This window comes from Brevundimonas sp. (assembly GCF_044239655.1).
Classification (GTDB): domain Bacteria; phylum Pseudomonadota; class Alphaproteobacteria; order Caulobacterales; family Caulobacteraceae; genus Brevundimonas.
Map to the genome: position 1 here is coordinate 1 of NZ_JBIIAY010000103.1, position 11,423 is coordinate 11,423.

Consider the following 11,423-nt stretch of genomic DNA (forward strand, 5'->3'; position numbering starts at 1 on the left):
CGTCCGCGATACTGGTTGAACAGATTGGCTCCGAGCTGATCGACGACGATGGTGACGATCAGGGCGGGCTGGGCCGATGCCGACGCCTCGCGCGGCGTCTCGGCCTGAGCCGCGACCGGCAGGGTTGCGACTAGGGCAGCGGCGATCAATGGCGCGAGGTTCAAGGCGGGGGCTCCAGCGATTCGGTTCGGCCGACCCTGTACCGGGCCGGTATTGCGCAGGCGTGACAGTGACGAGAATGGCCATGTCCCGGCAAGAGCGATCTGGCATTCAGGCTCTCATCATTTGTGCGGAACTGGACAATTCCTCAATGATTTCTGCGAGTCGTTCTCTTTGGAACCGGTGTTCGCCCTCCGCTTTTTCTGAGCAGCCAGTGCAAGGAGACACCCCATGGCCCAGTCGTACGAAGAGATGGATGCCGTCGCCCTGTTGAAGGCCGACCACCGCAAGGTCGAGGAGATTTTCGAAGCCTTCGAGAAGGCCACCAGCCCGTCGAAGAAGCAGACCCTGGCCCATCAGGCCTGTCTGGAGCTGAAGGTCCACACCGCGATCGAAGAGGAGATCTTCTATCCGGCCTGTCGCGGCAAGATCGAGGAAGACCTGCTGGACGAGGCCTATGTCGAGCATGACAGCGCCAAGCTGCTGATCAACGAGATCGAGGCGATGAGCCCGGACGAGGACTTCTACGACGCCAAGGTCAAGGTGCTGTCGGAAGCGATCGAGCACCACGTCGAGGAAGAGGAAAAACGCGCCGAAGGCATGTTCGCCCAGGCCCGCGCCGCCGGTCTCGACATGGACGCCCTCGCCGACGCCATGCGCGCCCGCAAGGCCACCGCCATGGAAGAGTTCCAGGCCGGCAAGCCCGCCGTCACCCTGACGATGGAGGGCGACGACACTGAAAAGGCCATGATGACCCGGTCGGACGACGGGGCGGCCGCGCCGAACTGAAGCCTGGTGCGGGCGGCCGGGCTCGAACCGGCACTCCGTGAGGAAGCAGATTTTAAGTCTGCTGCGTCTACCATTTCGCCACGCCCGCAACGCCGCCGGAGACCCTCCGGCGGCGTTTCTGCGCTACCTGCACGGCGCGCGATCGTCCACCGGTTTCGGTTCAGGGTGCCGGCGGGGTCACCGGCTTCATCGCGCGGAAATCGACGTCGGAATTGGCGGCCAGCCAGACCAGTGCGGTCCAGGCGGCGACGTTCTGGGTCATCTGGACCGGGTCGATCTTGTCCAGGGTGTCATCGGCGGTGTGGTGCAGGTCGAAATAGCGGATCCCGTCCTGGTTCAGGCCGAACACGGGCACCCCCGCCTGTACGATCGGCCCGATGTCGGCGCCGCCGTTGAGCTCGGGCTGACCGGCCGGCAGGACCCCGATCGGGAACAGCACCCGCCCGGCGATCCGCGCGAACTCCGACGTCTGGGCCCCCACCGGCAGGCCCAGCGAATAGATGCGGTCGGCGCCGAAATCGCTCTCGCCGGTAAAGACGTGACCGGCCAGTTCGGCGGGGGTCAGACTGCGCAGATAGGCCCCGCCGCCGTTGCCGGTATTGGTCGGCTGGGCCACCTCTTCGGCACCAAACAGGACGACACGGACGGTGCGTTCGGCCCCGCCCTGATCCAGGATGGCCTTGGCCGCCGCGATGGTGATGGCACCCCCTGCCCCGTCGTCGATGGCGCCGGTGCCCAGGTCCCAGCTGTCCAGGTGCGAGCCCAGCAGCACGATCTCGTCCGGCCGCACCCGTCCGGGCACATCGGCGATGACGTTCTGGGACGTCGTCTCATAGGTGCGGGCCGTGGATGACAGGCGCAGGCGCACCGGCTCGCCCAGGGTCAACAGACGGCTGAGCTGATCGGCATCGGGCGCGCTCAGCGCAAAGCCCGGCAGCGGCACCTTGCCGTCGACATAGCGGGTCGTGCCGGTGTGCGGCATCCGGTGATCGTCCGATCCCACCGAGCGCATGATGAAGGCCAGCGCGCCTTTCTTTGCAGCCTCATTGGGCCCCGCGCCCCGGATGCGGGTCAGGGGGCCGTAGCCCGAGCCGTCCTGATTGGCGACCAGTTGACCCGCGTCGACATAGGCGATCTTGCCGGCCAGCGACCCCGCCGGCGCCGCTATCAGGGCCTCGAGCGTGGTGAAGCGAACGACCTCGGCCTCGATCCCGCCGGCGGGCGTGGCGATCGAGTGGCCCAGGGCGGCGACGACCAGCCTTTGCGCGTGTTCACCGACGATCGCGGCGCTCTCCTCGCCCCGTTCCCAGCCGACCAGGGGGAAGGACTGGATGCGGACATTCTTGAAGCCGAGCCCCTTCAGATATTCGGCGGACCAGGCGGCGGCGGCCTGTTCCGACGGTGAACCGGCAGGGCGCGGGCCGAACCGGGTCGTCAGCTGGGTGACGTAGTCGAGCGCCACGTTCTGGCTCAGCACCTGGTCGCGCAGCTGCTCGGCCGTAGCGATCGTCGCCGCATCCTGTGCGACGGCCGGGGCCGACAGGCCGCAGACGGCGGCGAGCGCGAGGACGGAGACGAACAGGGTGCGGGCGGACATGGGGGCGACTCCGGACAGGACGAACGACGGGCTTAGCGGGTCAGGGCGGAGGCGGAAAGCGGGGAAGCACCACTATGGCCGGCCATCACGCGTCCTCCAGCATCAGGACACCCGGCGCGGACTTCAGCGCACCGCGCAGGGCACCGTCCAGCCGGTAGCGGCCGGGCAGTTTCAGCTCGACCTCGCGCCGGCCGTCGAGCGAGGCGACCAGCGACACCTCCCCACCCTTGCCGCCCCGATCGGTCGCCAGCGACCGTTCCAGCCGCGAGCGGATCGCCTCCGGGTCCGTGCCGCGCGCCGAGACGTGGACGCGCAGACCCGCCGTCGAATCGTCGATCATCGCCTCCAGCCGCGAGGCGTCGTCGCCGAAGAACCGGACCTCACCGTCCGAGGCCTTGGCGCGGATACGGACCAGGACCGAGGTGCCGACCTCCAGCACCTCCCGGCATTTGCGCAGTTGCTCGGGCGGGAACAGGCATTCGAACTCGCCGGTCGGGTCCGAGAAGGTGACGAAGGCGAATTTCTCGCCGGTGCGCGCGCTGGCCCGCTCCTGCCGACGGCGCACAACGCCCGCCATCATGAAGGCCTCGTGCCCGCTTTCGGCCAGGGCCGTAGCCTCGGCGACGAAGGTGACGCGCTTCCTCTTCAGCGCGGGGACCATGTCCTCCAGCGGGTGACCCGACAGGTAGAAGCCGACGGCCGACAGTTCGTGATCCAGCTGTTCCGGCCCGATCCACGGCTCGACGGCCTTCAGCCGCGGCCGGGCGGCATGGGCTTGGTCGGCGCCGAACAGAGATACCTGGGACGAGGCGCGCTCGGCCGCGACCGACTGGCAATAGGCCATCAGGACGTCGGCCTGTTCAAACAGCTGTCGCCGGTTGGGGTGGAGAGTGTCGAACGCGCCCGCCTTGGCCAGACCTTCCAGCGCCCGCTTGTTCACGGCGCGCGGATCGACCCGTTCGAGGAAGTCGAAGATGTCGGCGAACCGCCCACCGGTCTCGCGCACCTCGACGACGTGCTTCATGGCCTCAAGACCCACGTTGCGGATGGCGCCGAGCGCATAGAGGACCACGCCCTTGTCGTCTTCCTGGGCCACGTCGAAGTCGGCGGAGGACCGGTTCACGTCGGGCGCGCGCACCGGCACGTCGAACTTGCGGGCGTCCTGATAGAAGACCGCCAGCTTGTCGGTGTTGGACAGATCGAGCGACATCGAGGCCGCGAAGAACTCGACCGGATGGTTCGCCTTGAGCCAGCCCGTCTGGTACGAAATCAGGGCATAGGCGGCGGCGTGCGACTTGTTGAAGCCGTATCCGGCGAACTTGGCCACCAGTTCGAAGATGGTGTCCGACTGCTGTTCCGGCACGGATTTTTCGGAGGCACCCTTGATGAAGCGCGCCTTCTGGACGTCCATCTCCTCCTTCTTCTTCTTGCCCATGGCCCGGCGCAGAAGGTCGGCCTCGCCGAGCGAATAGCCCGCCAGGATCTGGGCGATCTTCATCACCTGTTCCTGGTAGATGATGACGCCGTAGGTCTCGGACAGGGTCTCCTTCAGCGAGGGGTGCAGGTAATCGACCTCGGCCCGCCCGAATTTGCGGTCGATATAGGTGTCGATCATCTCCATCGGGCCGGGGCGATACAGCGAGATCAGCGCGGTGATCTCCTCGATGGAGCCGCAGCGCATCTTGCGCAGGGTGTCGCGCATCCCTTGCGATTCCAGCTGGAACACCCCGACCGTCTGGCCCGACGCCATCAGCTCATAAGTGCGGGTGTCGTCCAGCGGCAGCAGGTTGAAATCCTGCGCCGCGCCGCGCCGTTTGAGATAGGTCGAGGCCCGGTCCAGCACCGTCAGGGTCTTCAGGCCCAGGAAGTCGAACTTCACCAGACCGGCCGGCTCGACCCATTTCATGTTGAACTGGGTGGCCGGGATGTCCGAGCGCGGGTCCTGATAAAGCGGCGTCAGCTCGACCAGGGGCCGGTCGCCGATGACGATGCCCGCCGCGTGGGTCGAGGCGTTGCGGTACAGCCCCTCCAGCTCCAGCGCCGTGGCCAGCAGCTTGGCCACCGCCGGTTCGGCGTCGCGTGCCTCCTTCAGCCGGGGCTCGATCTCGATCGCCTGGGCCAGCGTCGTGGGACTGGCCGGGTTGTTCGGGATCATCTTGGCCAGGCGATCGACCTGGCCGAGCGGCATCTGCAGCACCCGGCCGACGTCGCGCAGCACGGCGCGGGCCTGGAGCGTGCCGAAGGTGATGATCTGGGCCACGCGGTCGCGGCCGTACCGCTGCTGGACGTAGTCGATGACCTCCTCGCGCCGCTCCTGACAGAAGTCGATGTCGAAGTCGGGCATGGAGACCCGTTCGGGGTTCAGGAACCGCTCGAACAGCAGCCCGAACCGCAAGGGATCAAGGTCGGTGATGGTCAGGGCCCAAGCGACCAGCGACCCCGCCCCCGACCCCCGGCCCGGCCCCACGGGGATTCCGTGCGACTTGGCCCATTTGATGAAGTCGGCCACGATCAGGAAATAGCCGGGGAACCCCATCTGCTGGATGATCCCGACCTCCCACTCCAGCCGGGTCCAGTAGTCGGCCTCGGGCGCGGAGGGGGTGACCTGTCGCAGTCGTTCCTTCAGCCCCTCGCGGGCCTGGTGCATCAGTTCGTCGGGTTCGGAGCGGCCGTCACCGGTGTCGAAGCGCGGCAGGATGGGGGCGTGGGTCTTGACCAGGAAGGCGCAGCGCCGCGCGATGTCGATGGTGTTGTCACAGGCTTCGGGCAGGTCGGCGAACAGGGCGCGCATCGCCTCGGCCGGCTTGAACCAGTGCTGGTCGGTGATCCGGCGGCGATCCTCCTGACCGGTGAAGGCGCCGTCGGCGATGCACAGCAGGGCGTCATGCGACCGCGCCTGGGCCTGTTTGGCGTAGTGGACGTCGTTGGTCGCGACCAGCGGCACGTCATGGTCATAGGCCCAGGCGACCAGACCCTGTTCGGCCTGGGCCTCGCTGGGCAGGCCGTGACGTTGCAGTTCGACGTAGAAGCGATCACCGAAGACCTCGGCCATCGTCGCCAGCGCCGCATGGGCCTCGGCGGGCTTTGACTGGACGAACAGGGGATCGACAGGTCCGTCGGGACCGCCCGACAACAGGATCAGCCCCTCGGAATGTGCGACCACCCTGGACCAGGGCACGCCCGGCTCGTCGTCTCCCGCGTCGAGATAGGCCGAGGACGACAGGGCCGACAGGTTCAGCCAGCCCGCCTCGTCCTGGGCGATCAGCACCACGGTCGCGACCTTGGCCCATCGCTCGGCGATCTTGCCGCCGATGCCGGTGACCGGCAGGGCACAGGCGATCAGCGGCTGAACCCCCGCCCCCTTGGCGGCCTCGGAAAACTCCAGCGCCCCGAACAGATTGGCCCGGTCCGCCACCGCCACGGCCGGCATTCCGGCACCCGAGGCCAGCCCCGGAATCTTGCCCGCCTTGATCGCGCCTTCCAGCAACGAATAGGCCGAGCGGACCCGGAGGTGGACGAAGCCCTGGTTTCCGGCGGTGTCGGTGATGGCCTGATCCTCGCGAGCAGGCCGAAAACGACTCACGCGACCAGTGCCGCCGCCTGCCAGACCATCCAGACAAAGCCGCCGCACGATGCAAGCGACAGCATATCCCTGACCCACCTCGACATCGTCTTATCCCCAGATTGCGTGTTCCGGGAATGTTCTATGTTCTGTTTGTGTTCTCGTCAACAGGCCTGTGGGGATTTCACTGTTGACGACGCATGGCCCCGGCGATCGCACCCGCCTGGCCGTTGGCGGATCGCAGGTCGCGCCATTCGCCGTAGAGGCTGGACAGATAGGCGCGGTCCCAGTCGGTCAGGCCGTCGCCGCCAAGGGTGAACAGGTTCAGGACGGTGTCGAAGCCCTCGGTCTCGGCCTCGTCGTCGATCTGGGCCAGACCGATCATGGCGAGGTAGTCACCGAGCCGACCGGCATCGAGGACGCCGATCCGGGCCACGTCGACGATCACGATGGTCTTGAAGAGGGCATCGACTGTGGGCGAGGTCAGGCGCGACGAACTGGTCATCGCGATCACCGGCGCGGCCCCCAGAACACTGTCGGATGCACTGCTATCGCCTAGTGCCAAGGCCAGGTCATCATCAATGACCATTCCGGTGTCCTCGCCGGGCACGCGGGCTGCGCGGGTTCCGGTGCGCGGATCAATCGGCATGGATAGCTGCCACCAGCGTACTGCCCTGTCGCTGGTCCTGAACCGATCCAGGGCGGCGGCTCCCCGATCCAGACCGCCGACCCCGATGCGGAACAGTCGCGGATCGTCGTCGATCATGGTCCGGGCCACGCCGTCGGCGTCATTGGTGAAGATGACCACCAGATTGGCCCGACAGCCCGGCTGCCCGACCGGAACATCCAGCGCCGCTGCGACGTCTCCGATCCGGTCAAGGATAGGCTGGGCGACGTCGGCACGCAGATTGACGACGCCCGGACAGACGGGCCCGCGCCACCGGGCCAGCCGCCGGTTGGTCGCTGGGGCCGCGACCCGTCCGACGAAGTCTCGAGCGGCGTCCCTGTCCGCCTGACCGCGAACCTCTACCTCGGGCAGTTGGGTGTTATCCTGCGGTGGCGTCGTCTGGCCGGACAGCGCCAGCATCATGCCGGCAAGGGCGAACATCGACATGGCGCATCCCGCAACGGTGGCGCGATCCGCCGTGGACGCGCTTTGAGAGAATGGCCTGAACGCGTCGGGGTTGTCCACGCTGCCCGTACGGCTCAGCGGGTTCCGTTAGCCACCGCCGTGACGCTCCTGTAGGATAGCGCCAGACGCCCTACCTCGCCCTCCCGGCGGGCGGCGCATGGAGGTTCGGTCATGGCCAAGGGTCAGGTGCGCAGCAACAAGGAAACGCGGAAGCCCAAGGCCGAGAAGGCCAAGCCCGCCGTGGTCGTGGGCACCTCGCCCTTCACCCAGGTTCCCGGCAAGAAGTAGCCACTCGCGGAGGGAGCGGCCGCTCAGTGCGGCCAGACTTCCTTCAGGACATCGACCTTGCCGTCCTTCTGGCGGACCTCCAGCGACGGGACATCCGGCTTGCCCTCGGCGAACAGCTCATAGATCACCGCGCCGTCGGCGGCCTGGGTGCTTTCGATGACGCGGACGGGGGTCAGACCGGCGCGGGCGGTTTCGGCGGCGGCGCGGACGGCGGTGGGGGCCGTGACCCAGGCGATGTCGCGCTGGATCTCCACCACGGTCCAGCCCTGGGGTGTTTCCAGCAGGTCGAACTCGATCTCGGCGCCGTTCAGCGTGCCCTCGACGTCATAGTAGCGACGACCCTCGCGTTCCTTCAGCTCGGCCTCGGCAACGATGAAGCCCGGCCGCGCGGCCTGTACGACGGCAACGACCTCGGGCGGGATGTCGGCGGCGGCGGTGGGCGTGATATCCGTCACCGGGGCGACGGGTGCCGATGCGGGCTCGGACGCGGGCTGCTGACAGGCGGCCAGGGTGACGGCACAGGCCGAAATCAGGACGAGGCGGATCATGGGCGGTCTCCGGCGACGGTGAGGGCGCGAGCCTAAGCCCGCCCCTGCCGAACCGCAAAGACCGGATCGCCACACCCCGGGGATCGATCCAGACCGCCCACGCATCGATCAGCCCACCCTTGGCTCAGTAGGCGTGGCTCTCTGCCGGACGTTCTTCCAGATGGCCGTCCTTCAGGGCGAAGACGCGGTCCATATGCCCGGCCAGCTCCATGTTGTGGGTGGCGATCAGGGCGGCGACGCCGGTGTCCTTGACCAACTTCTGGAGCGCCTCGAACACCGTCTGGCTGGTTGTGGGATCCAGATTTCCGGTCGGCTCGTCGGCCAGCAGCAGGCGTGGCTGGTTGGCGAGCGCCCGGGCCAGGGCGACGCGCTGTTGCTCGCCCCCCGACATCTGGGCCGGCTGGTGAAGGACCCGCTCGGCCAGACCCAGCGACCCCAGCGCCGCCTCGGCCATGCGCCGCGCCTCGGACTGGGGACGGCCCGCGATGCGGATCGGCAGGGCGACGTTGTCGCGAGCGTCGAACTCGGGCAGCAGATGGTGGAACTGATAGACGAAGCCGATCCGGTTCAGGCGGATGCGCGTGCGCGCCCGCTCGTCCAGCGCGCCGACATCCTCGCCGTCGATCATCACCGTGCCGTCGGTGGGCCGTTCCAGCAGACCGGCGGCGTGGAGCAAGGACGACTTGCCCGACCCCGATGGCCCGATCAGGCCGACGATCTCGCCCGGCATGACGTCCAGATCGACACCACGCAGCACGGTCAGCTCGCCGCGCCCGGTGACATAGGTGCGGGTGATCCCGCGCAGGCTCAGGACGGGATTACTCATAACGCAGCGCCTCGACCGGATCGATCCGGGTCGCCAGCCAGGACGGGATGATGCTGGCCACGCAGGACATGAAGACGGCCCACAGGGTGATCCAGACCACGTCCATCGGGTCCACCTTGGCCGGGATGGCGTCCAGCATGTAGACGTCGGCGTTGAAAAGCTGGGTCTGGAAGACGAACTCCAGGAAATGCTGGATCGCCCCGATGTTCAGGCAGAACAGCAGCCCAAGGATCAGGCCCACGATCGTGCCCGCGACCCCGATCGACGCCCCGGCCATGAAGAAGACCCGCAGGATCGACGACGGGCTGGCCCCGATGGTTCTCAGGATGGCGATGTCGCGGGTCTTGTTCTTCACCAGCATGACGATGCCGGAAATGATGTTCAGGGCGGCGATGGCCACGACCATCCCCAGGATGATCGACATGGCCACCCGCTCGACCTTCAGCGCACCCCAGAAGGCGGCCAGACGCTGGGTCCAGTCGGTGACGAGCGATCCGGCACCGGCCGCGTCACGGACGGGGGCGAGATAGTCCTGCACACGGTCCGGCTCGTCGACCTTGAGCTCGATCACGTCCCACAGTCCCTCCTTGCCGAAGAACAGCTGGGCCTGTTCCAGGGGCATGAAGATGAAGGCGCGGTCGTAGTCGGCCGTGCCGGACGAATAGGCACCGCCGATGAAATAGGTCTTCTCCTGGCCACCCAGATTGCCGAAGGCGCTGTCGGCACCGGTCGGGGAATAGATGCTGATCGGGTCGCCGACCCTCAGGCCCATCTGGTCCATCAGGGCCTGACCGACCAGCACCCTGTCGCCGCCGTAGAAGCCGCGCCCGAAGCTGGCCCTGGCCTCATCGGACAGGCTGGACGAGACGTATTGCATGGTCCCCAGATCCTGAGGACGCAGGCCGCGTACGACGGCCCCCGTGGTCTGGCCGCCCGCGCGGATCAGCGCCTGGGCCTCGACCAGAGGGCTGACGCTGACGACGCCGGGCACGGCCTTGATGCGGGTCAGGGCCGCGTCCCGATCGGGCGAGGTCAGGACCGCGCCCTGGACATACATATGGCCGTTGAAGCTGAGCATCCGGCCCAGCAATTCGGAACGGAAGCCCGACATGATGCTGAGCACCACGATCAGGGCCATCACGGCCAGCATGATGCCGAAGAAGGAAATGATCGCGATCAGCGCCACCCCGCCCTCCTTGCGCTTGGCGCGCAGGTAGCGAAGGGCCAGGCCGATTTCCCACGAGGAGAAGGCACCGGCGGGTTTGGCAGGCTTCGCGGCCAAGGAAGCGTCCGTCAAGCCAGCTTCTCCAGCGCCTGATCCAGCGCCACCGACACCTTCTCCCCCGTGGCGCGGCGTTTCAGCTCGACCACGCCGTCGGCCAGGCCCTTGGGACCGATGGTCAGTTGCCAGGGCACGCCGATCAGGTCGGCGGTAGCGAACTTGCCGCCCGGGCGTTCGTCGGTGTCATCATACAGGACGACCTTGCCGGCCGCTTCCAGCCGCGCGACCGCATCCTCGCACGCCGCGCTGACGGCTTCGTCGGAGGCGCGCAGGTTGATGACAACCACGTCGAACGGAGCCACGGCGTCGGGCCAGATGATGCCGGCATCGTCATGGCTGGCCTCGATGATGGCCCCCAGCAGGCGCGACACACCGACGCCGTAAGACCCCATATGGACCTCGGTATCCTTGCCGTCGGGACCGGCCACCCTGGCCTTCATCGGCGCGGAATATTTCGTGCCGAAATAGAAGATGTGGCCCACCTCGATGCCGCGCGCGGTCAGGCGATCCGCCTCGGGCGTCTGGGCCTCGAAGGCGGCGGCGTCGTGCATTTCCTCGGTGGCGGCGTACATGGACGTGCGCTCGTCGAAGACGCCTTGCAGGTCGTCCCAGTCCACGTCGTTGCCGGGGGCGGGCATCTCGACCAGACGGCGGTCGCAGAAGACCTGGCTCTCGCCGGTCTCGGCCAGGACGATGAACTCGTGGGACAGGTCGCCGCCGATCGGCCCGGTGTCGGCTCGCATCGGCACGGCCTTCAGCCCCAGCCGCGCGAAGGTGTTCAGATAGGCCGTGAACATCCGGTTGTAGGCCTTCCTCGCCGAGGCCTCGTCGACGTCGAACGAATAGGCGTCCTTCATCAGGAACTCGCGGCCGCGCATGACGCCGAACCGGGGCCGGCGCTCGTCGCGGAACTTCCACTGGATGTGAAACAGGTTCAGCGGCAGGGCCTTGTAGCTCTTCACGAAGCTGCGGAAGATGTCGGTGATCATCTCCTCGTTGGTGGGGCCGTACAGCAGCTCGCGCTCGTGCCGGTCGGTGATGCGCAGCATCTCGGGGCCATAGGCGTCGTAACGCCCCGACTCCCGCCACAGGTCGGCCAGTTGCAGCGTGGGCATGAGCACCTCGACCGCCCCCGCCCGCTCCTGCTCCTCGCGCACGATCTGTTCGATGCGGTTCAGCACGCGCAAGCCCAGCGGCAGCCAGGCATAGATGCCGGCGGCCTCCTGCTTGATCATCCCGG

The 11,423-nt window shown here is 67.4% G+C and carries 9 protein-coding genes and 1 tRNA gene; 2 read left to right on the top strand and 8 right to left on the bottom strand.

Annotated elements, in window-relative coordinates:
* The first annotated feature begins 390 nt into the window (after positions 1-390).
* On the top strand, positions 391-948 hold the full coding sequence (locus ACILQR_RS12785) for a hemerythrin domain-containing protein (protein WP_395651787.1): 558 nt from the start codon (positions 391-393) through the stop codon (positions 946-948).
* A gap of 4 nt (positions 949-952) precedes the next feature.
* Here ACILQR_RS12785 and ACILQR_RS12790 read toward each other — a convergent pair.
* From ACILQR_RS12790 to ACILQR_RS12805, 4 genes are all read right to left on the bottom strand, one after another.
* Positions 953-1,036 (bottom strand) — tRNA-Leu (locus ACILQR_RS12790).
* Positions 1,037-1,108: 72 nt separating this feature from the next.
* Complete coding sequence (locus ACILQR_RS12795) at positions 1,109-2,545, bottom strand: M28 family peptidase (protein ID WP_395651788.1); 1,437 nt, start codon at positions 2,543-2,545, stop codon at positions 1,109-1,111.
* 85 nt (positions 2,546-2,630) lie between these two features.
* Entirely contained in the window at positions 2,631-6,092 is a 3,462-nt protein-coding gene (gene dnaE / locus ACILQR_RS12800; RefSeq protein WP_395651794.1) for a DNA polymerase III subunit alpha, read from the bottom strand.
* A gap of 199 nt (positions 6,093-6,291) precedes the next feature.
* The gene (locus ACILQR_RS12805) at positions 6,292-7,221 is read right to left on the bottom strand and encodes a hypothetical protein (protein WP_395651789.1); all 930 of its coding nucleotides are present in this window, start codon (positions 7,219-7,221) and stop codon (positions 6,292-6,294) included.
* 189 nt (positions 7,222-7,410) lie between these two features.
* Between ACILQR_RS12805 and ACILQR_RS12810 the strand changes: the two genes are divergently transcribed.
* On the top strand, positions 7,411-7,527 hold the full coding sequence (locus ACILQR_RS12810; RefSeq protein WP_271144152.1) for a hypothetical protein: 117 nt from the start codon (positions 7,411-7,413) through the stop codon (positions 7,525-7,527).
* A gap of 23 nt (positions 7,528-7,550) precedes the next feature.
* Here the strand turns inward: ACILQR_RS12810 and ACILQR_RS12815 are convergent, their stop codons facing one another.
* The 4 genes from ACILQR_RS12815 to proS form a co-directional block, all read right to left on the bottom strand.
* Positions 7,551-8,075 (bottom strand): hypothetical protein, encoded by a 525-nt coding sequence (locus ACILQR_RS12815; protein WP_395651790.1) that lies wholly within the window; start codon positions 8,073-8,075, stop codon positions 7,551-7,553.
* A 124-nt stretch (positions 8,076-8,199) separates the two neighbouring features.
* Positions 8,200-8,901, bottom strand: a complete 702-nt coding sequence (locus ACILQR_RS12820; protein WP_395651791.1) for an ABC transporter ATP-binding protein — start codon at positions 8,899-8,901, stop codon at positions 8,200-8,202.
* A complete protein-coding gene (locus ACILQR_RS12825; RefSeq protein WP_395651792.1) occupies positions 8,894-10,198 on the bottom strand; it encodes a lipoprotein-releasing ABC transporter permease subunit in 1,305 nt (434 codons plus the stop codon). Before ACILQR_RS12825 ends, ACILQR_RS12820 begins: the two co-directional genes overlap by 8 nt.
* Positions 10,195-11,423, bottom strand: a 1,229-nt coding sequence (proS, locus tag ACILQR_RS12830; protein ID WP_395651793.1) for a proline--tRNA ligase, incomplete at its 5' end; no start/stop codon positions are given. The genes ACILQR_RS12825 and proS, both read right to left, overlap by 4 nt.

What these genes read in the sequence shown, in the direction of transcription:
- ACILQR_RS12785 (WP_395651787.1), top strand. Translation starts at nt 391, where the DNA reads ATGGCCCAGTCGTACGAAGAGATGGATGCCGTCGCCCTGTTGAAGGCC.
- ACILQR_RS12795 (WP_395651788.1), bottom strand. Translation starts at nt 2,545, where the DNA reads ATGTCCGCCCGCACCCTGTTCGTCTCCGTCCTCGCGCTCGCCGCCGTC.
- ACILQR_RS12805 (WP_395651789.1), bottom strand. Translation starts at nt 7,221, where the DNA reads ATGTCGATGTTCGCCCTTGCCGGCATGATGCTGGCGCTGTCCGGCCAG.
- ACILQR_RS12810 (WP_271144152.1), top strand. Translation starts at nt 7,411, where the DNA reads ATGGCCAAGGGTCAGGTGCGCAGCAACAAGGAAACGCGGAAGCCCAAG.
- ACILQR_RS12815 (WP_395651790.1), bottom strand. Translation starts at nt 8,075, where the DNA reads ATGATCCGCCTCGTCCTGATTTCGGCCTGTGCCGTCACCCTGGCCGCC.
- ACILQR_RS12820 (WP_395651791.1), bottom strand. Translation starts at nt 8,901, where the DNA reads ATGAGTAATCCCGTCCTGAGCCTGCGCGGGATCACCCGCACCTATGTC.